Source organism: uncultured Tateyamaria sp. (assembly GCF_947494755.1).
Lineage (GTDB): Bacteria > Pseudomonadota > Alphaproteobacteria > Rhodobacterales > Rhodobacteraceae > Tateyamaria.
Window position 1 is genome coordinate 71,991 of the sequence record NZ_CANLVZ010000001.1, and the last position, 20,021, is coordinate 92,011.

19 protein-coding genes are annotated in these 20,021 nt (G+C 63.4%); 11 read left to right on the plus strand and 8 right to left on the minus strand.

The annotated features are described in order from the left end of the window. Positions 1-7: 7 nt before the first annotated feature. Positions 8-1,174, plus strand: coding sequence for a M20 aminoacylase family protein (locus Q0908_RS00345; RefSeq protein ID WP_299280339.1), 1,167 nt, complete (start codon positions 8-10; stop codon positions 1,172-1,174). Between the two features lie 65 nt (positions 1,175-1,239). Here the strand turns inward: Q0908_RS00345 and Q0908_RS00350 are convergent, their stop codons facing one another. From Q0908_RS00350 to moaA, 3 genes are read right to left on the minus strand one after another with little or no spacing between them, the layout of a single operon-like run. After that, positions 1,240-2,301, minus strand: coding sequence for a glycosyltransferase family 4 protein (locus Q0908_RS00350; protein WP_299280341.1), 1,062 nt, complete (start codon positions 2,299-2,301; stop codon positions 1,240-1,242). After that, positions 2,294-3,589 (minus strand): 3-deoxy-D-manno-octulosonic acid transferase, encoded by a 1,296-nt coding sequence (locus Q0908_RS00355; RefSeq protein WP_299280343.1) that lies wholly within the window; start codon positions 3,587-3,589, stop codon positions 2,294-2,296. The genes Q0908_RS00350 and Q0908_RS00355 overlap by 8 nt, the downstream gene beginning before the upstream one ends. A gap of 5 nt (positions 3,590-3,594) precedes the next feature. Then, positions 3,595-4,602: a GTP 3',8-cyclase MoaA gene (gene moaA / locus Q0908_RS00360; protein ID WP_299280345.1), complete on the minus strand. Its 1,008-nt coding sequence runs from the start codon at positions 4,600-4,602 to the stop codon at positions 3,595-3,597. Between the two features lie 76 nt (positions 4,603-4,678). Here moaA and Q0908_RS00365 point away from each other — a divergent pair, with 76 nt between their 5' ends. Then, positions 4,679-5,116 (plus strand): hypothetical protein, encoded by a 438-nt coding sequence (locus Q0908_RS00365; protein WP_299280347.1) that lies wholly within the window; start codon positions 4,679-4,681, stop codon positions 5,114-5,116. A 1-nt stretch (position 5,117) separates the two neighbouring features. Here the strand turns inward: Q0908_RS00365 and Q0908_RS00370 are convergent, their stop codons facing one another. From Q0908_RS00370 to glmU, 4 genes are read right to left on the minus strand one after another with little or no spacing between them, the layout of a single operon-like run. Continuing rightward, complete coding sequence (locus Q0908_RS00370) at positions 5,118-5,804, minus strand: DNA alkylation repair protein (RefSeq protein WP_299280348.1); 687 nt, start codon at positions 5,802-5,804, stop codon at positions 5,118-5,120. Continuing rightward, complete coding sequence (locus Q0908_RS00375; RefSeq protein WP_299280350.1) at positions 5,801-6,352, minus strand: pyridoxamine 5'-phosphate oxidase family protein; 552 nt, start codon at positions 6,350-6,352, stop codon at positions 5,801-5,803. The genes Q0908_RS00370 and Q0908_RS00375 overlap by 4 nt, the downstream gene beginning before the upstream one ends. Beyond that, complete coding sequence (gene glmS, locus Q0908_RS00380) at positions 6,352-8,172, minus strand: glutamine--fructose-6-phosphate transaminase (isomerizing) (protein WP_299280352.1); 1,821 nt, start codon at positions 8,170-8,172, stop codon at positions 6,352-6,354. The genes Q0908_RS00375 and glmS overlap by 1 nt, the downstream gene beginning before the upstream one ends. Before the next feature lies 1 nt (position 8,173). Next, positions 8,174-9,520, minus strand: a complete 1,347-nt coding sequence (glmU, locus tag Q0908_RS00385) for a bifunctional UDP-N-acetylglucosamine diphosphorylase/glucosamine-1-phosphate N-acetyltransferase GlmU (RefSeq protein WP_299280354.1) — start codon at positions 9,518-9,520, stop codon at positions 8,174-8,176. A gap of 144 nt (positions 9,521-9,664) precedes the next feature. On the opposite strand from glmU, the gene Q0908_RS00390 reads away from it, so the two are divergent. Both Q0908_RS00390 and Q0908_RS00395 read left to right on the plus strand, forming a co-directional pair. Beyond that, complete coding sequence (locus tag Q0908_RS00390) at positions 9,665-10,327, plus strand: HAD-IA family hydrolase (protein ID WP_299280356.1); 663 nt, start codon at positions 9,665-9,667, stop codon at positions 10,325-10,327. Positions 10,328-10,409: 82 nt separating this feature from the next. Continuing rightward, positions 10,410-11,615, plus strand: coding sequence for an aminotransferase class I/II-fold pyridoxal phosphate-dependent enzyme (locus Q0908_RS00395; protein WP_299280358.1), 1,206 nt, complete (start codon positions 10,410-10,412; stop codon positions 11,613-11,615). On the opposite strand, the gene Q0908_RS00400 is transcribed toward Q0908_RS00395, so the two are convergent. After that, the gene (locus Q0908_RS00400) at positions 11,591-12,055 is read right to left on the minus strand and encodes a CreA family protein (RefSeq protein ID WP_299280360.1); all 465 of its coding nucleotides are present in this window, start codon (positions 12,053-12,055) and stop codon (positions 11,591-11,593) included. The two genes, Q0908_RS00395 and Q0908_RS00400, sit on opposite strands and share 25 nt — an antisense overlap. 158 nt (positions 12,056-12,213) lie before the next feature. Between Q0908_RS00400 and Q0908_RS00405 the strand changes: the two genes are divergently transcribed. The 7 genes from Q0908_RS00405 (at position 12,214) to Q0908_RS00435 (ending at position 20,020) form a co-directional block, all read left to right on the plus strand. After that, positions 12,214-13,377, plus strand: a complete 1,164-nt coding sequence (locus tag Q0908_RS00405) for an isovaleryl-CoA dehydrogenase (protein WP_299280363.1) — start codon at positions 12,214-12,216, stop codon at positions 13,375-13,377. After that, on the plus strand, positions 13,377-13,649 hold the full coding sequence (locus tag Q0908_RS00410; RefSeq protein WP_299280365.1) for a hypothetical protein: 273 nt from the start codon (positions 13,377-13,379) through the stop codon (positions 13,647-13,649). Before Q0908_RS00405 ends, Q0908_RS00410 begins: the two co-directional genes overlap by 1 nt. Continuing rightward, complete coding sequence (locus tag Q0908_RS00415) at positions 13,646-15,118, plus strand: AMP-binding protein (RefSeq protein ID WP_299280367.1); 1,473 nt, start codon at positions 13,646-13,648, stop codon at positions 15,116-15,118. The genes Q0908_RS00410 and Q0908_RS00415 overlap by 4 nt, the downstream gene beginning before the upstream one ends. Beyond that, positions 15,115-16,719, plus strand: coding sequence for a carboxyl transferase domain-containing protein (locus tag Q0908_RS00420; RefSeq protein WP_299280369.1), 1,605 nt, complete (start codon positions 15,115-15,117; stop codon positions 16,717-16,719). The genes Q0908_RS00415 and Q0908_RS00420 overlap by 4 nt, the downstream gene beginning before the upstream one ends. Positions 16,720-16,782: 63 nt before the next feature. Further along, positions 16,783-18,723 carry a biotin carboxylase N-terminal domain-containing protein gene (locus tag Q0908_RS00425; RefSeq protein ID WP_299280371.1) on the plus strand — a complete coding sequence of 647 codons (1,941 nt, stop codon included), beginning with the start codon at positions 16,783-16,785 and terminating at the stop codon, positions 18,721-18,723. Continuing rightward, positions 18,720-19,358, plus strand: coding sequence for a glutathione S-transferase family protein (locus tag Q0908_RS00430; protein WP_299280373.1), 639 nt, complete (start codon positions 18,720-18,722; stop codon positions 19,356-19,358). Before Q0908_RS00425 ends, Q0908_RS00430 begins: the two co-directional genes overlap by 4 nt. Further along, on the plus strand, positions 19,355-20,020 hold the full coding sequence (locus Q0908_RS00435; protein ID WP_299280375.1) for a glutathione S-transferase family protein: 666 nt from the start codon (positions 19,355-19,357) through the stop codon (positions 20,018-20,020). Before Q0908_RS00430 ends, Q0908_RS00435 begins: the two co-directional genes overlap by 4 nt. Position 20,021 lies beyond the last annotated feature (1 nt).

Here is a 20,021-nt window from a genome sequence, read left to right on the forward strand (position 1 = left end):
TTAACAGATGCCGATCAAGAACCGTTTTGCCGAAATGCACGCTGACATCACCGCTTGGCGGCGCGACATGCACGAACATCCCGAAATCCTGTTCGAGACGCACCGCACCAGCGCGCTGGTGGCAGACAAGCTGCGTGCCTTTGGCTGTGACGAGGTCGCCGAGGGGATCGGGCGCACCGGCGTTGTGGGTGTCATCAAGGGCAAATCCGACAGCGCGGGCAAGGTCGTCGGCCTGCGCGCGGACATGGACGCGCTGCCGATCCATGAACAGACCGGGCTCGACTATGCCTCGAAAACGCCGGACGTGATGCACGCCTGCGGGCATGACGGGCACACGGCCATGCTGCTTGGCGCGGCGCAATATCTGGCCGAAACCCGCAATTTCGACGGCACGGTCGTGGTGATCTTCCAACCGGCGGAAGAAGGCGGCGGGGGCGGGCGCGAGATGTGCAAGGACGGGATGATGGACCGATGGGGCATTCAGGAAGTCTATGGCATGCACAACTGGCCCGGGCGGCCAGTGGGCGAGTTTGCCATCCGGCCGGGGCCGTTCTTTGCCGCGACAGATCTGCTCAATATCGAGTTCGAGGGGCTGGGCGGGCACGCGGCCAAGCCACAGGACACGATCGATACGACCCTGATGGCCAGTCATGCGGTCACCGCGCTCCAATCCATTGTCAGCCGCAACGCCGACCCGATTGAGCGCATCGTGGTGTCGATCACCTCTTTCGAAACATCATCCAAGGCCTTCAACGTCATCCCCCAAAAGGTGTCGATCATGGGCACGGTGCGCACGATGAGCGCCGAGATGCGCGATCTGGCCGAAAAGCGGGTGGTGGAGGTTTGCGAAGGTATCGCAACGACCTTTGGCGGCGTGGCGCGGGTCGATTATCAGCGCAACTATCCCGTGATGGTGAACCATGACGACCAGACAGCCTTCGCCGCCGATGTGGCGCGCTCGGTCTCAGGCCAATGCGATGAGGCCCCGCTGGTGATGGGGGGTGAGGATTTCGCCTTCATGCTCGAAGAGCGGCCCGGTGCCTATATTCTCGTGGGCAATGGCGACACGGCGATGGTCCACCACCCCGAATACAATTTCAACGACGAGGCGATCCCGGCGGGCTGTTCGTGGTGGGCCGAGATCGTGGAGCAGCGGATGCCGCTTGCGTCCTGAAAGGGCGCAAGGCGTGCGCGAAAGAGTGGGGCCAAAGGCGACGCGCGCAGCGGCACCCGGATGTGTCAGGGCGCTGTCTGATCCGCCAGCAGGGCGCGGTAGATCGCAATAATGGCGTCCGCTTCCTGCTTAAGCTGGAAGTTCTCGACCATGTGGGCGCGGGCATTTGCGCTCCATGTCGTCAGCTTCGCAGGGTCGGCCAGCAGCGCGTCCGTCGCCGCAACCATCTCGCCCACATCCCCCGGTGCGATCAGGGTGCCGGTCTGACCGTCCACGATCAGTTCCTCGAACGCGCCGACCCGCGTGCAGATCGTGGGCGCTGCGCAGGCCATCGCTTCGAGCGGGGTCAGCCCGAATCCTTCCCACCGCTGCGGAGCGATGTAGATGTCGAGGGCCTGATAGAATTTGGGGGTCTCCCACACGGGTACTTCGGGCAGGAAAAGCAACCGCTTGGACAGGTCTGCCGCCTGTACGCGGGCCTTGAGATCGTCCAGAAACGCCTGATCCTTGTCGACCGCGCGGCCCATCACGATGGCGCAGGCATCGGGGCGGCGGCCCAGCACATCGATCATCGCATCCACAAAGACATCCGTGCCCTTTTGCGCGCGAATGCGGCCGAAACAACCCATCAAGGGGCCCGCGGGCAAGCCCAATTCGGCGCGCAGCGCGGACTTGTCCGGGCTCGGGGTGAACACCTCGGTGTCGATACCATGATGGATGACGGTGTTGGGCACGCTGAGATAGGTGGCGGTCTTGGCCGAGGTCGCGATAACCGCGTCCATGCGCGCGACAAGCGCGCGGGTCAACCCGGTGTGGTGGCGCTGGCTGGCGGACGTGAAGAGCAGCTTGAGCCGTTTGCCAAGCAGCCGTTTGAGGGCGATCCCTGCGATCATCTCGACATTGCGCCGGGCGTGCCAGATCCTTGCGCCAGATGGGCCGCCGCGCCCCATCGTGATCAGGTGCGACCAATGCACATTGGGCACATAGTCGGGCACTTCGGGCGCGCAGGCGGTGATCGCGATCTGGCGGGCCTGCAAGGGCACCAGCCGGATTACGGTCGAGGTCACGCCCGACAACCGCCGTTTGAAATTCGGCGCGATCACATCGATTTGGGACAGATCAGTCATGCAGATCCTTAGCGTGGGCACCCGCCAGAGAGAAGAGGCGCGTCGCCAGCTCCCCAAGTGGCCCGTCCCCCGATTGCACCAACGGGTGGGCGTTTGCGGCGAGCGTGGCGGCGCGGTTCGGGTCGTCTAACAAAGTACGGACGGCTTGCGTCAGTGCCGCGCCGTCTTCGACCTCCATACTTGCATCTGCGGCAAGAAAACGTGCGTAAGCCTCGGCAAAATTCACATAATGCGGCCCGTGCAGGATTGCGCAATCGGCGGCGGCGGGTTCGAATGGGGTATGCCCGCCCACATTCGTGAACGAGCCACCGAGAAAGACGATAGGGCTGAGCGTGTACCACAAATCCGTCTCGCCCATAGTATCCGCGAGGTAGACTTCGGCTCTGGTCGCATCGCCTGTTCTGGTGCTGCGTTGCGCGAGCGACAGGTGGGCATCCGCGATCAACGCTGCGATCTCATCAGCGCGTTCGGGATGACGCGGCACCAGAATGAGGCACAGATCAGGGTCATCCGCCAACAGTTGGGCATGGGTGGCCAGTATGACCTCTTCTTCGCCGGGATGGGTCGAGGCGGCGACCCAAATGGGGCGGTTGCCCAAGTCGGCATGCGCCTGCGCCCGAGCCACCGCGTCGATCATCGGCGGACCCATCATCGACTTTAGGTTCGCGCCCTGTTGGGCATACTCCAGCCCCATGGCGCGCAGATGATCCCGGCTGCGCGCGTCCTGACAATGGGCCATCACGATCCCGCGCAGCACATATGCGGCGGTGCCGGGAAAGCGTGTCCAGCCCTGCGCACTGCTATCGGACAGCCGCGCATTGAGGAGAGCGACGGGAATGTCGGCCTCCGCACACATATCAAGGAGGTTGGGCCACAACTCGGATTCCACCAGCACGCACAGATCGGGCCGCCAGTTGCGCAGGAACCGCGCCATCGGCCCGCGTCCGTCGAGCGGGCTGAACTGGTGTATCGCGCCATGGGGCATTCGTCCTGCAATGGCCTCAGCCGAGGTGGCGGTGCCGGACGTCAGCAGCAGGCGCACGTCCGGGTGATCGAGGGCAATGCGGTGGAGGACGGGCAGCACCGACTTTGCCTCGCCCACGCTTGCCCCATGAAACCAGATCAACGGCCCATTGGGGCGCAGTTCGGTGGCATGGCCCAGACGTTCATGGGCGCGCTCGGCACTGACGCCACCATCGCGCAGCTTGGCCACCGCCCGGCGCGCGGCAAAGGGCAGGGCAAGGGCGCTCAGCGCGCGATAGAGCCGAAACAGGGCCGTGGGCCGCATATGGGTCAGCCGCCCGTGTGGCTCATGTGCCGTGGCATCTGACCATCGAGGCGCTGGCGGGAATAGTCAAAATCGTGGCCCTTGGGTTTCATGCCGATGGCCGCGCGGATTGCATCCTGCAATGGGGCGTCATCTTCGGGGTGGGCGCGCAGGGGGGCGCGCAGATCGGCCATGTCCTCTTGCCCCAAACACAGGTAAATCTCGCCCGTGCAGGTCAGCCGGACGCGGTTGCAGCTTTCGCAGAAATTGTGGGACAGGGGCGTGATGAAGCCGATCTTTTGCCCCGTCTCCTCAAGCCGCACATAGCGCGCCGGCCCGCCCGTGCGTTCGGCCAGATCGGTGACGGTGTAGTGATCGGCATAGCGGGCGCGCACGTCCTTGAGCGACCAGTATTGCCCGAGACGGTCCTCGTTCCCGAGATCGCCCATGGGCATCACTTCGATCCACGTCAGGTCCATCTCGCGCTCGGCACACCAGCGGGTGATCGTCTCGAGCTCGTCCTCGTTGAAATTCTTGAGCGCGACGGCGTTGATCTTGACCTTAAGGCCGGCAGCCAGTGCCGCATCGACTCCGCGCAACACCTGGGGCAGGCGACCCCACCGCGTGATCTCGGCGAATTTGCCCTCGTCGATGGTGTCGAGCGAGATGTTCACCCGGCGCACCCCCGCGGCATAAAGATCGCTCGCGAAGCGTTCGAGCTGGCTGCCATTGGTGGTCAGCGTCAGCTCCTTGAGCGTGCCCGCCTCGAGATGGCGGCCCATGGCCTTGAAGAATGTCATGATGTCGCGCCGCACCAGCGGCTCACCGCCCGTGATCCGCAGCTTTTCCACGCCGAGACCAATGAAGGTCGAACACATCCGGTCCAGTTCCTCGAGGGTCAGCAGCTCTTTCTTGGGCAGAAAGGTCATGTTTTCGGACATGCAATAGACACAGCGGAAATCGCAGCGGTCGGTGACAGAGACGCGCAGATAGGTAATCGCACGCGCAAAGGGATCAATCAAAGGAGCGGTCATGAGATAAGTGGTATGTGCGCGCGGCCCGACCCGCAAGGGGCATTGCGTGTCAATCTGGGCAGAGTATGATGGGGACATGAGACTGATTTTGATGAGTTTGGTCTGCGTAGCAGGCTGTGGAATACTGCCTGAACAGGGCAGTGAGGCTCCTGCGGGGGCTGTGGTCGGTGCCGATGATGCGACGGTGCGCCCGCAGTCACGGCCCGATGGGGTCGAAGCCGTCGAGGCGGTGCCAGACGAGGCCCCTGCACCGGCGCGCAGCGGCAATCTGGGCACGACTGTTGCGTCCCTTGGGGATGCGGCGCAGCCCGGCTTGTGGTTGAAGACACCGCTTGTCGGCACCGAACAGCCCGGACGCGTCCGGTCGGTCGAGACGGGCCAAAGCGTCGGTGTCACCCTGATCCCCATTGAGGGGCCTGCGACGGCTGGCAGTCGATTGTCACTGGCGGCAATGCAGGCCATCGGCGCGCCGCTCACCGGACTGCCCGAGGTCGAGGTGACGGCGGGCGGCTGAATTATCGGTTCGCGGGCAGGTACTTGGCCGCCTCTTTGGCCGCAAACGGCTTCATCGTTGACCCATACGTGTCCAGAAAGGCACGGGCGCGCGGCGCGTCGTGTTTGCCCAACTCGCGCACCCACCAGGCAATCGCTTTCTGGATGAACCACTGCTGATCCGGGACATAAGACGCCGCCCACCCCAGCACCCGTTCGCGCAGTTCGACTTCGTGCGGTTTGGGAAAGTTCTGCTTGGTCCATGGCAGCGTCATCACAAGGGCCGCGCGCCGGGTCCACAGGTGGTCCGAGGTCGTCCACGCCTCGACCTCTTCGATCCGGGCCGGGTCGGCCACCAGCCGTTTTTGCCCCGCCATGCAGGCGTGATCGGCGATGGCCCAACTGTCAAATTCGGGCACCCAGGACGCGATCAGCGCCCACACCTCATCATCGGGGCGAATGCGGGCTTGGGTCAGCAGTTTGGCGGCGGCCAGGCGCGCCTCGTAGATATTCGTGCGCCAGAGCGCGTCGGCCAGCGCGACACGGGCAGGCACATCCAAAGCCTGCCGCCACGCCTTGGTCAGATCGTTCAGGACCGGGTTCGGGACGCCAAGATGGTCACGTTTGGATTTGTGATAGGCCTTAGCATCTGCGGCACGCTGCGCATCGGCATGGGCCGAGATCTCGGCCAATGCGTCGTCGGGCGTCATGGTTTGGGCCCGTCTATGTAGGTGTCAAACCCATCGATAGTTTGCGCGTTGCGGGTCGTCCAATAGGTAGCGACCCCCTCGGGGCCCTTGTCTTCTGCCCATTTCGCCAGCACATCCCGTTCACCTGCATAATCCATGAACGGCACCGCATATCCGCAGGACGTCTGAACCAGATCGACGCTGAGGTCGTAAATCTGGCGCGCGGCGTGCGAGAGTGGGAACTGTGAGTTCAGATCGGCAAAGTCGGCATCGCGCGGATGGAGCGTGCGCGCCTTGCCATAGGTGCGCAGGATCATCGGGCGCTGCTCGAACCCGCACCACATCAGCGTCATGCGATTGACCGACGCCAAGTGCCCTGCGGTCTCGTTCCCCGACCCAGTGAGGTTGCGCCAGACAATCCGGTTGGGGCCCATGACGCGCAGGCTGTCCATGCCCTTGGGCGAGATGTTGACGCGGCCATCCTGCGCGGCAGAACCTACGAAAAACATGTGCTGCGTGCCGATGAAGGCCGCCAGATCGTTGTTGATGTGATCGAACTGCTTGGCCATTACTCCACCGTCACGGATTTGGCGAGGTTGCGGGGCTGGTCCACATCCGTGCCTTTGGCCACCGCCGTGTGATAGGCCAGCAATTGCGCTGGCACCGCATAAACGATGGGGGCGATGACGTCGGGGCAATCAGGCATGGTGATGTCGGCCCACACGCCGTCTCCGGCCTCCTTCAGACCGTCATTGTCGGTGATCAGTACCACCTTGCCTTTGCGTGCCATGACCTCCTGCATGTTCGACACGGTCTTGTCGAACAGCGTGTCTTTGGGGGCCATGACCACCACGGGGACGTGCTTGTCGATCAGGGCGATGGGGCCGTGTTTCAGCTCACCTGACGCATAAGCTTCGGCGTGTATATAGCTGATTTCTTTCAGCTTTAACGCGCCTTCCAGGGCAAGGGGGTACATCTGGCCGCGCCCGAGAAACAGGATATCGCGGGCCTCAGACAGTTTGCGGGCTGTTTTCGCCATCGCATCGTTTTGGGCGATGGCGAGGTTGATCATGGCGGGGATCGCACGCAACGCCGCAACATGCTCGGACATTTGCGCTGCACTGATCGTACCGCGCGCCTGCGCCGCCTTAAGCACCAGCATTAGCAGAACGGTCAACTGACAGGTAAACGCTTTGGTGGAGGCCACGCCGACCTCGACCCCGGCAAAAATCGGCAGGGCCAGATCGCTTTCGCGCGCGATCGAGCTTTCGGGGACATTGATGACCGACACGATCCTGTCGGCCTTGCCATCGCAATAACGCAGCGCAGCCAGCGTGTCCGCCGTCTCACCCGACTGACTGACGAACAGCGCCAGCGTGCGCGCGGGAATGGGCGGTTCGCGGTAGCGGAATTCAGAGGCCACATCGACCTCGACCGGCAGGCGGGCGATCTGCTCGAACCAGTATTTCGCCGTGAGACACGCGTAATAGGCCGTGCCGCAGGCCACCATGGTCAGCCGGTCGATGGAGGTGAAGTCGATGCCGGGATCGGGCAGGGTGATTTGATCGTCGGACCCCAGATAATTGGCAAGGGTGGAACTGAGCACTGTGGGCTGCTCGGCGATTTCCTTGGCCATGAAGTGTTTGTGCCCGGCTTTGTCGATACGCGCATCGTCGATCTGGATCTGACGGACCTCACGATTGGCGAGGGTGCCACGCGCGTCGCGGATTTCGACGCCAGCGCGGGTCACGACGGCGCGGTCGCCTTCCTCAAGATAGGTGATCCGGTCGGTCAGCGGCGCAAGGGCGATGGCATCCGAGCCCACAAACATCTCGCCAGAACCATGCCCGATGGCGAGGGGGGACCCCTTGCGCGCCGCCACGATCAGATCGCTTTCGCCATCGAAAAGAAACGCGAGTGCAAAGGCCCCTTCGAGCCGGTCAATGGTCTTGAACGCGGCCTCGACCGGGGACAGCCCCTGGTTCAGATGGTGTTGCGCCAGCATGGCGACGGTTTCGGTGTCGGTTTCGGTCTCAAATTGGAGGCCGACCTCTGCCATCTCGGCGCGCAACTCGCGGAAGTTTTCAATGATCCCGTTATGGACCACAGCCACGGGCCCTGCGCGGTGCGGGTGGGCGTTGGTCTCGCTTGGCCCGCCATGGGTCGCCCACCGTGTGTGGCCGATGCCGGACTTGCCTGCCAGCGGATCATGGACCAGCCGATCGCTCAGATTGACCAGCTTGCCCACTGCGCGGCGGCGGTCCAGTACGCCGTCATTGATGGTCGCAATGCCAGCACTGTCATAGCCGCGATATTCAAGCCGTTTCAGCGCCTCAACAAGGATTGGCGCGACTTCGTGACTTCCCAGGACACCTACAATTCCACACATTTTAGCTGCCTCTGCTTTGCTTGGCCTTTTGAGCCTTTAACATTTCGAACAATTTGCGCGCCATGCCGGGTTTTTCCACTTGATGCGCACGACCCAAGGCCAGCGCGCCTTCTTCCACGTCTGAGGTGATGACGGAGCCCGATCCGGTCATGGCCTCGACCCCGATGGAAACAGGGGCGACCAGCATCGTGTTGGACCCAATAAAGGCGCGCGCCCCGATCTCGGTGCGGTGTTTCATCACGCCGTCATAGTTGCAGGTGATCGTCCCCGCGCCGACGTTCGCCCCCGCCCCGACAAAAGCGTCGCCGATATAGCTGAGGTGGTTGACCTTGGCACCTGTATCGAGCGTGGCGTTCTTGACTTCGACAAAGTTGCCCACGCGCACGCCCTCGGCAAGTTCGGCACCCGGGCGCAGGCGGGCATAGGGCCCCACGATGGCGTCGCGCGACACATGGCACCCTTCGAGATGCGAAAAGGCGCGGATGGTGGCCCCGGTTTCCACTGTGACGCCGGGGCCAAAGACCACGTTGGGTTCGATCACCGCGTCGCGTCCGATGGTGGTGTCCAACGACAGGAACACAGTGTCAGGGGCCATAAAGGCGACCCCGTCTTCGATCAGCTGCGCGCGGGCTTTGGCCTGAAACATCGCGTTGGCGGCGGCCAGTTCGGCGCGGCTGTTGATCCCGAGGGTTTCGGCCTCGGCGCAGGCGACCACACCCACCGTGCGGCCTTGGGCGCGGGCGAGGGCGGGCAGGTCGGTCAGGTAGTATTCGCCTTGGGCGTTGTCGTTGCCGACTTGTGCCAGCAGATCGAGCAGCAGGGGTGCCGGGGCCGCCAGCACACCGGAATTGCACAAGGTCACCGCGCGTTCGTCCTCGGTGGCGTCCTTGAATTCGACGATGCGGACAAGCTGATCGCCCTCCATGATCAGGCGGCCATAGCGTCCGGGATCAGCGGCTTCGAAACCCAGCACCGTGACATCCGCTTGCGCTGCCACCAGCGTTTCCAGTGTTTCGGGGCGGATAAAGGGCGTGTCGCCGAACAGCACGATGGCCAGACCCTCAAACCCTGCCAGCGCATCATGGGCCTGCGCTGCGGCATGCCCGGTGCCCAACTGTTCAACCTGCAACACCACCTGCGCCTCGGCGTCGAAATCCAACGCCGCCGCCTCGACCTGATCCGCGCCGTGCCCGGCCACAACGATTGTGCGCTCAGGTTCAAGCACCGCCCCTGCGCGCATCGCGTGGTGCAGCATCGGCGCGCCCGCAATGGGATGCAGCACCTTGGGCAGGTCTGACTTCATCCGTGTGCCCTTGCCTGCGGCCAGAATGATCAATGCAACGCTCATAGAATGCCCTTTTGGCCAAATCTCTTTGTCTTTTTGTTGCGCCCTGTTTATCCGCTGGACGCGCACACGCAAGCGCAGGCCCCATCAAACAAGATTGCGGGTTGCAACATCACGGCGGCAACGACCCGCCGAAGGGAGACGGGCATGACAGCTGTGATTTTCGATCTGGACGGGACGTTGGCGGACACAAGCGGGGATTTGCTGGCCGCCGCGAATGTGTGTTTTCGCGATATGGGGTTGGGGGATGTGCTGGGCCCGGGCGATGCGGGGGTCGCCTTGCGCGGGGGGCGTGCGATGTTGCGCGCCGGCCTGATGCGCGTCGATCAGATGGAGGAGGCAACAATTGATCGCTACTATCACATGTTGCTCGAGGCATATGGGGCTGACATCTCGACCCATACCGTGATGTATCCCGGCGCGATGGCGGCGGTCGAGACGCTGAAATCCCACGGCCACGCGGTTGGCATCTGCACGAACAAGCCCGAAGGCTTGGCCGAACAACTGCTGCAGGAACTTGGCGTGCGTGATGCCTTTGGCAGTCTGGTCGGGGCTGATACTTTGCCGGTGCGCAAACCCGAGCCCGAACCGCTGTTCGAGGCCACCCGCCGCCTTGGCGTTGATCCGCGCGCCTGCCTTTTGGTGGGTGACAGTGACACGGATCGCAACACTGCGCGGGCTGCCGGGGTGCCGTCGGTACTGGTCACCTTTGGCCCCTCGGGCGAGGATATGGCCGCGCTCGAGCCAGAAGCCTTGCTTGAGGATTTCGCCGCACTGCCATCCGTCGCCGCTGCCCTTTTGGGCCGATAGGAAACGACAGGCCCGATTTCAAAGCCCCAAATCGCCTCGCTGCGTCTTGACTGCCGCACAGGATTTCCAGCAGAGATAGGCCATGACAGAACGATTTACCGGCAGTTTCACACAGCAAGACCCGATCCCCGAGGCTGGGATTGATGCCGCACTTGCCGTGCTGCGCCATGGCCGGTTGCACCGCTACAACACGGCCCCCGGCGAGGTGTCCGAAACTACGCTGCTCGAGCAGGAATTTGCGGCCACCGTAGGCGCGAAATATTGCCTTGCAGTTGCCTCGGGCGGCTATGCGATGGGGACCGCCTTGCGTGCGCTTGGGGTAGGCCCGGGTGACACGGTGCTCTCCAACGCGTTCACACTGGCACCGGTGCCGGGGGCGATTGCGTCCGTGGGCGCGACGCCAGTGTTCGTTGGTGTGACCGAAGCGCTGACCATCGACCTTGATGATCTTGAGGAGAAGCTCGATCAGACGCGCGTTCTGCTGCTGAGCCACATGCGCGGACATATCTGCGACATGGACCGGCTGATGGCGATGTGCGACGCGGCAGGCGTGCAAGTGGTAGAGGATTGCGCGCACACGATGGGGGCCGCCTGGAACGGGGTGCCGTCCGGGCGGCATGGCGTGATCGGCTGCTATTCCTGTCAGACCTACAAACACGTGAATTCGGGTGAGGGCGGGTTTCTCGTCACGGACGATCCGCATCTGGCGGCCAAATCGGTGATGCTGTCAGGCAGTTATATGTTGTTTGAACGCCATCTCGCGGCCCCTCCACCCGAGGCCTTTGCCGATCTGAAATACACGACGCCCAACATCTCGGGGCGGATGGACAATCTGCGCGCCGCTATCCTGCGGCCACAAGTGGCTGATCTGGCGACGCAATGTGCCCGCTGGAACGAACGGTACTATGCGCTTGAGGCGGGATTGCGCGACACACCCGGTCTGCACATCGTGGAGCGGGCGGAGAAGGAAACCATCGTTGGCTCCTCCATCCAATTCCTGCTGCTGGACTGGGCGGCCGAGCGGGTCATCGAAGTGATAGACCGCTGCAAGGCGCGCGGCGTGGAACTCAAATGGTTTGGCGCGCCCGAGCCGGTGGCCTTTACCAGCCGCTATGACAGCTGGCGCTATGTGCCGTCCACGCCGATGGTCACCAGTGACCGTATCCTTGCTGGCGTGGTCGATATGCGCGTGCCGCTGACTTTCAGCCTTGGGGATTGCGCCCTGATTGCGCGTATCATCCGCTCCGAAGTCTCCGCCGTCTATCAGTTGACGGCTGCTGCCGAGTAAAGCGGCACCGTTGACATCGACACCTTGGCCGAGCCGCGTACGATCTCGCGGCCATGGGCGACATAGATCAACGTGTTGTTGCCCTCATCAAAGATGCGTTTGACGCGAATACTCTTGAAGATGATCGAGCGGGAGGCGGAAAAGACGTCCTCTCCGTTCTCGTCCCGGTCGATGTCCCCGATCTCGATCGGCCCGGTCTGACGGCACGAGATTGAGCTGTTGGAGGGATCCTCGAACCAGTTGCCATTGGCCAGCCGGTCGATCACGCCCCGCTCGAAATAAGCGATGTGGCAGGTGACGCCCTTGACCTCCGGGTCGGCAATTGCCTCGATCACGATGTCATTGCCCGACCAGTCCACGCCGATCTCGCCCACTTCTTCGGCCCATGTAACAGAGGGCATCGCAAGCAGGGCGAGGGCGGTGAGGCAGCGGGTCAGCATATCGGATATCCTTTTGGCGGCGATGAAACGTCAATCGCACAAGGTCAATGCGCATCGCAGCAGCTTGGTTCCGCCTGAGACGAAAGAACGCTCGACAGACCGGAATGTCAGGCATATATTTAATGAACAAGTGTTCATTAAAGGCAGGGAGGCGTGCAATGTTCACCCATTCCATGACGTTTGATCTGGGCGAGGACGTGAATGCGCTGCGCGAGATGGTGCATCGGTGGGCGCAGGATCGGGTCAAGCCGATGGCGGCCAAAATCGACCAGGCCAACACCTTTCCCCCCGAGCTTTGGCCTGAAATGGGAGAGCTTGGACTGCTTGGCATCACGGTGGATGAAGAGTTCGGCGGTGCGGGCATGGGCTATGTCGCCCATACGGTCGCGGTAGAGGAGCTGGCACGCGCGAGCGCGTCCGTATCGCTCAGCTACGGCGCGCATTCTAACCTGTGCGTCAATCAGATCAGCCTGAACGGCACCGACGCCCAAAAGGCGCAGTATCTGCCGGGCCTGGTCAGCGGCGCGCATGTGGGCGCGCTGGCCATGTCCGAAGCGGGCGCGGGGTCGGACGTGGTGTCGATGAAGCTGAGCGCGGAAAAGCGCAATGACCGCTACATCCTGAACGGCACGAAATACTGGATCACCAACGGCCCGGATGCCGACACGCTGGTGGTCTATGCCAAGACAGAACCAGAGGCGGGCCCCAGGGGTATCACCGCCTTTCTGATCGAAAAGTCTATGAAAGGTTTTTCGACCTCACCCCATTTCGACAAGCTGGGCATGCGCGGATCGAACACCGCCGAGCTGATCTTTGAGGATGTCGAGGTGCCCTTTGACAACGTGCTCGGCGAAGAGGGGCGGGGCGTGTCTGTCCTCATGTCCGGCCTTGATTACGAACGGGTGGTGCTGGCGGGCATCGGCCTTGGGATCATGGCCGCCTGCATGGATGAAATCATGCCGTATCTCTCCGAACGTCGCCAGTTCGGCCAGCCCATCGGATCGTTCCAGCTGATGCAGGGCAAGATCGCGGATATGTACACGGCGATGAACTCGGCGCGCGCCTATGTCTACGAGGTCGCCAAGGCCTGTGATCGGGGCACCGTGACCCGGCAGGATGCGGCGGCCTGCTGTCTTTACGCCTCCGAAGCGGCGATGAGTCAGGCGCACCAGGCGGTGCAGGCCATGGGCGGGGCGGGGTTCCTGAATGACGCGCCAGTCGCGCGCATCTTCCGCGACGCCAAGCTGATGGAGATCGGCGCGGGCACCTCTGAAATCCGGCGGATGCTGGTGGGGCGCGAACTGGTCACGGCGATGGGGTGATGCCGCGCTCGGTCCTGATCACGACGGCTGGCCTCGTGCTGGTCGCAGCCCTTGGGGGCTACTGGCTTGGCCAGCGCCAGCTTGATCTGGATGCGACGGATGTGATCAATGCCGTTGCCGCGCGGCATATGGCCGAGCATGGCGGTGCCGATACGGCCTGTCTGGGCTGGGCAGGCACGGGAGAGGTCGTGTTTCAGGTGCGCTGCGACGACGTCGTTTACCATGTGGACCGTTTCGGCACCGTGCGTTTGGCACCGGAGGGCGGCATATGAACATGGCCGCACAATGCCTGTCTCACCCTGCCGGTACGCTCGCGATCATTGATCTGACGGGTGGTGGGCACCGTGACGTGACCACGGACGCGCTGGCCGAGATGACGGACAGTCTGGCCCGCGCGCTGATGGACCGGGTGGCACCGGGCGACCGGGTGGGTGTGCTGTTGTCGCAATCTCCATGGTGTGCGGCGGCGCATCTTGCGATCTGGAAAGTCGGCGCGATTTCAGTGCCTTTGTTCAAGTTATTCAAGCATGATGCGTTGGCCTCGCGCATGTCGGATGCCGGGATTGTGCTGGTTCTGACCGATGATGAAGGTGCCCGCCTCGTCGGAGATCTGGCGGAATGCTGGGACGCGAGCACCGCCGGTATTGAGGGCGGGCCCGTGGCCTTTGCGGAGGCCACGGCGACAACTCCTGCGGTGCTGATTTACACGTCCGGTACGACCGGGACGCCCAAGGGCGCGCTGCATGGCCATGCTGTGCTGGATGGGCACATTCCGGGCGTCAGTCTCAGCCATGATGATCTGGGCCAGCCCGGTGATTGCCTGTGGACTCCGGCGGACTGGGCGTGGATCGGCGGACTGTTCGATGTGTTGATGCCGGGTCTTGCACTCGGTGTGCCGGTCGTTGCGGCCCGGATGGAGAAATTTGATACAGATCAGTGTATGAATATCATCCGCCAAGGCGCTGTAAAGAATGTGTTTGCTCCACCCACGGCCTTGCGGATGCTCAAGGCGGCGGATGCGCATATTCCGGGCCTGCGCTCTGTCGCGAGCGGGGGTGAGCCGCTTGGGGCCGAGATGCTTGTGTGGGGGCGGAACGCACTCGGGGTCACGATCAATGAGTTCTACGGGCAGACCGAGTGTAACATGGTCGTGTCGAGCAGCGCCGCGCGCTTTCCTGCGCGCCCCGGATATATGGGGCGGGCGGTGCCGGGTTTTGACGTGCAGGTTATCGATCACGATGGCAAAATCACCTCTGAAGAAGGCGATATAGCCGTCCGGCGCGGTGCCCCGTCCATGATGCTGGAATACTGGAACCGCCCGGAAGACACGGCGGCCAAGTTCCGGGGCGACTGGATGCTGACTGGGGATCGGGGGCAGAAGGACGGCCCCGACATCCGCTTTGTCGGGCGGGATGATGATGTGATCACCTCGGCGGGCTACCGCATCGGCCCCGCCGAAATCGAGGACTGCCTGCTGACCCATCCGGGCGTCGCAACCGTGGGCGTTGTGGGCAAACCCGACCCGTTGCGCACCGAAATCGTCAAAGCCTATGTTGTGCGCAAAGCGAAGGCGGACGTGACAGCTGATACATTGCGTGATTTCGTGAAAGAACGCCTTGCAAGCTATTCATACCCAAGAGAAATCACCTTTGTGGCCGAGTTGCCCATGACGGTCACCGGCAAGGTGATCCGCAAAGAGCTCAAAGCCCGTGCAGCCGCAGAAATCGGAGAACAGACATGAAACTCACCTCGCAGGCGCTGCCCTCATCCGAGGCGTTCAAGGCCAACGCAGCCGCCCATCTCGAGGCGCTCGATCAGGTGCAGACCGCCGCGCAGGCCGCTGCGATGGGCGGCGGCGAGAAATCCCGCGAACGCCACCTGAGCCGGGGCAAGATGTTGCCGCGCGACCGGGTCGCCAACCTGCTCGATCCCGGCAGTCCGTTTCTTGAGGTGGGCGCGACGGCAGCGCACGGCCTTTATGACGGGGCCGCCCCCTGCGCGGGCGTGATCGCGGGCATCGGGCAGATCATGGGGCAGGACGTGATGGTCCTGTGCAACGACGCGACGGTCAAGGGCGGCACCTACTATCCGATGACGGTGAAAAAACACCTGCGCGCGCAGGAGATCGCCGAGCAGAACCATCTGCCCTGCATCTATCTGGTGGACAGTGGCGGTGCGAACCTGCCCAATCAGGACGAGGTGTTCCCCGACCGCGACCACTTTGGCCGCATCTTCTTCAATCAGGCGCAGATGTCGGCCAAGGGCATTCCGCAGATCGCCGTCGTGATGGGCTCCTGCACTGCTGGCGGGGCTTACGTTCCGGCCATGTCGGATGTGACGATCATCGTGCGCGATCAGGGCACAATCTTTCTGGCGGGACCACCGCTGGTCAAGGCCGCGACGGGCGAGGTGGTGAGCGCGGAGGATCTGGGCGGCGGCGATGTCCACACGCGCCTGTCGGGCGTCGCTGACTATCTGGCCGAGGATGACACCCACGCCCTCGCGCTGGCCCGCCGCGCCGTGGGGCATCTGAACCGTACCAAGCCCGCCACCGTGCAGTGGCAATCGCCTGAAGATCCCGCTTACGATCCTGACGAGATTTTGGGCGTGGTCCCTGCTGACTTGCGCACGCCTTACGACATTCACGAGGTGATCGCGCGGCTGGTCGACGGCTCCCGCTTTGATGCGTTCAAGGCGCGCTATGGTGAAACGCTGGTGTGCGGTTTCGCCCACATCAAGGGCTGCCCGGTGGGCATCATCGCCAACAATGGCGTGCTCTTTTCCGAAGCGGCGCAGAAGGGCGCGCATTTCATCGAACTGTGTTCGCAACGTCGTATCCCGCTGGTTTTCCTGCAGAATATTACAGGCTTCATGGTGGGCCGTCAGTACGAAAACGAAGGCATTGCCCGGCATGGGGCCAAGATGGTGACGGCTGTGGCGACCACCTCGGTGCCAAAGGTCACGATGCTGGTGGGCGGCTCGTTTGGGGCGGGCAATTATGGAATGGCAGGGCGCGCCTATTCCCCCCGCTTCCTGTGGTCCTGGCCCAACAGCCGCATTTCGGTCATGGGCGGGGCGCAGGCCGCTGGCGTGTTGGCCACCGTGAAACGCGACGCGATTGAGCGGGGCGGGGGCAGTTGGTCGGCTGAGGAAGAGGCCGCCTTCAAGCAACCCACCATCGATATGTTCGAGGAACAGGCCCATCCGCTTTATGCCTCGGCCCGGCTGTGGGACGACGGCGTGATTGATCCGCGCAAAGCCCGCGATGTGCTGTTCCTGTCGCTGAGTGCCGCGCTGAATGCCCCGATTGAGGAGACACGCTTTGGCGTGTTCCGGATGTGATGCAGGACATGAGAGAAGTTTGCAAACTGATGATTCCGACTTTGCAAAGAGGAGAGGCCGCCCATGTTTGACACGATCCTGATTGCGAACCGGGGCGAGATCGCGTGCCGTGTGATGGAAACGGCGCAGGCCATGGGGGTGCGCTGTGTGACTGTCTATTCGGACGCGGACGCGCAGGCCAAGCATGTGGCGATGGCCGACCGCGCGGTCCATATCGGTGGGGCGGCTCCGGCCGACAGCTATCTGCGCGGTGACGTCATCATTCAGGCCGCATTGGACACGGGCGCGCAGGCGATCCATCCCGGCTATGGCTTTCTGTCCGAGAACCCGGATTTTGTCGAAGCGGTCGATGCCGCTGGCCTCACCTTTATCGGCCCGTCAGCAGACGCAATCCGCGCCATGGGTCTCAAGGATGCGGCCAAGGCGTTGATGGTCGAGGCGGGCGTGCCGGTTGTACCCGGCTATCATGGGGCGGATCAGGATGATGCGCTGCTGGCCGATGAAGCGGCCAAGATGGGCTACCCGGTGTTGATCAAGGCCGTCGCAGGCGGCGGGGGCAAGGGCATGCGTCTGGTCGAGGACGCCGCCGCGTTTTTGGATGCGCTGGCCAGTGCCCGTTCCGAGGCCAAGACCGCTTTCGGCAACGCCGATGTGCTGGTCGAGAAATTCGTGACCCATCCGCGCCATATCGAGGTGCAGATATTCGGCGACGGGACCCGCGCCGTGCATCTGTTCGAACGCGACTGCTCTCTGCAACGCCGCCACCAGAAGGTGATCGAAGAGGCACCGGCCCCCGGCATGACACCCGAGATGCGCGCGGCCATGGGGGATGCGGCGGTCAAGGCGGCGGAGGCCATCGGTTACAAAGGGGCGGGCACGGTCGAGTTCATCGTGGACGGGTCTGGGCCGCTGCGCACCGACGGGTTCTTTTTCATGGAGATGAACACGCGGTTACAGGTCGAACACCCCGTGACCGAAGCCATCACCGGCGTCGATCTGGTCGAATGGCAGCTACGCGTGGCCGCTGGCGAAGGGCTGCCCAAGGCGCAGGATGAGTTGCACATCGACGGCCACGCTTTCGAGGCGCGCCTTTACGCCGAAAACGTTCCCGCAGGATTTCTGCCTGCGACCGGTACGCTGACCCATCTGGCTTTTCCTGCGACGGCGCGGGCCGATAGCGGCGTGCGCGCAGGCGATGAGATCAGCCCGTTTTACGATCCGATGATCGCCAAGGTGATCGTGCATGGCCCAACCCGTGCGGTGGCCTTGCGCCGGCTGTCTGCTGCCCTGAAGGGGACGCAGGTGGCGGGCACGGTCACGAACCTCGCCTTTCTCGGTGCGCTTGCGGATCACGTGGGCTTTGGGCGGGGCGAGGTGGATACGGGGCTGATTGCACGTGACCTCGACGGTCTCACGGCAGTCAAAACGCCGGAGCCGCGACACGCTGTGGCTGCCGCGATGGCGCTGAGCGGGCTCGACGCGCCGGGGCCAATGGCGGGGTTCACCCTGTGGGCCGCAAACACCCGAACGGTTGGGCTGCAGCACGAAGATGAGGTTCTGAATGTACGGGTGCAGGTTCTTGGCCCTGACATGCAGCAGTGGCAGGTCGAGGGGCAAAGCCTGACCGCCGCGCGCAAGCACGGAACATGGCGCATCGATGACGATCCCGCGCCTGCAGTGGCCTGCGCGGATGGCACGGCGACGGTCTTTGACACCTATGGCCTGACGTATACACATATCGATCCGCTGAATGTCGCGGCGAGCGCGGGTGGGGACGGCAACGTGATCCTCGCGCCCATGCCCGGCGTGGTGCGGGCGGTGTTTGCCACGCAAGGCGCGACCGTCAGCAAGGGCGACAAGCTGGCCGTGCTTGAAGCGATGAAGATGGAACACGCCCTGCTCGCCGCCCGAGACGGGGTGGTGGCCGAGGTGCTCGCCGAGGCGGGCGATCAGGTCGTCGCGGGGGCCGCGCTTGTCCGGCTCGAGGATGAGAGCGCGGCGTGAGCGATCTGCACCTCACCGGTTACGTCTGGAGCGTCTATACCCGCGCCGCGCGGATGGGGCTGCACTTGGCCGGGTGCGATTATGACTACACAGAAGTCGACCCGTTCAAAGCGGAAGGCGCTGCCACAGGTCATCCTATGGGCCGTGCGCCGGTGCTGCACGTGGATGGGGTAACAATCTACGAAACGGCGGCGATCCTGCGCTGGTGCGACGCATATCGCGGTTGGAGCGCGCCGCCCATCATGCAGGCCCGCGTCGCGCAGGTCGGCGGGATCGTGGATGCCTATGGCTACTGGCCCTTGGTGCGGCAGGTTTTTTCGCACGGCTGGTTTCGCCCGACCATGGGCGAGACGGCGGACCCCGATCAACTCAGCGCGGGGCTAGAGGCGAGCGGCGCGGTGCTGGACATGCTCGATGCGATTGCGAAAGATGGGGAGGTGCTGGACGGGGCCGCACTGACCTCGGCCGATTGCCACCTCGCGCCGATGATCGACACCTTCCAGATGGTGCCCGAGGGGGCAGCAGCGCTGGCCAAACGGCCCGCACTTGCCCGTTGGTTCGCTACGATCATCGCGCAGCCCGTATTCGTCAATACCCGGCCCGACTGGCCGCATCGCCGCAAGGAGACACCATGATCACGCTCCACCATTGCCCCCAAAGCCGGTCGATGCGCACGCTTTGGCTGCTTTATGAACTCGACATCCCGTTTCGGGTCTCGGTCCACCCTTTCGACAAGTCGCTGCGCCGCCCCGAATTCCTGAGCCTCAGCCCCGCAGGCCGGGTGCCCGCCCTCGAGATCGACGGCGAGCGCATGTTCGAAACCGGCGCGATCACGCAATACCTGTGCGAACGTTTCAGCCCCGACCGGATGGGGCGCAGCGTGGACAGCCCGGACCGAATGGCCTGGCTGGTCTGGGTCAACTTCGCCGAAACCGTCAGCCAGCATGCGGCGGCGCTGACCCAGCAACACGTTGTGCTTTACGAGGATCACATGCGCAGCCCCATCGTGATGAAGCTCGAGGCTGCGCGGCTCGCCAAATGCTATGACGCGATCGAGGCGCGGCTGTCCACGCCGGTCGAAAATAGGGACTACCTGCTGACCTCGGGGTTCAGTGCGGCTGACATCTCGGTCGGGCAGGCGGTTTACATGGCCCGGCATTTCGCGACGCTCGACAATCATCCCGAGACGGCGGCGTGGTATGCGCGGATCAGCGCCCGTCCGGCCTTCATATCGAGCTTGCCCCAGGCGGGGGGTGGCCTCTACGCTCGGGACTTCTATCCGGTCTGGGAGGGATAAG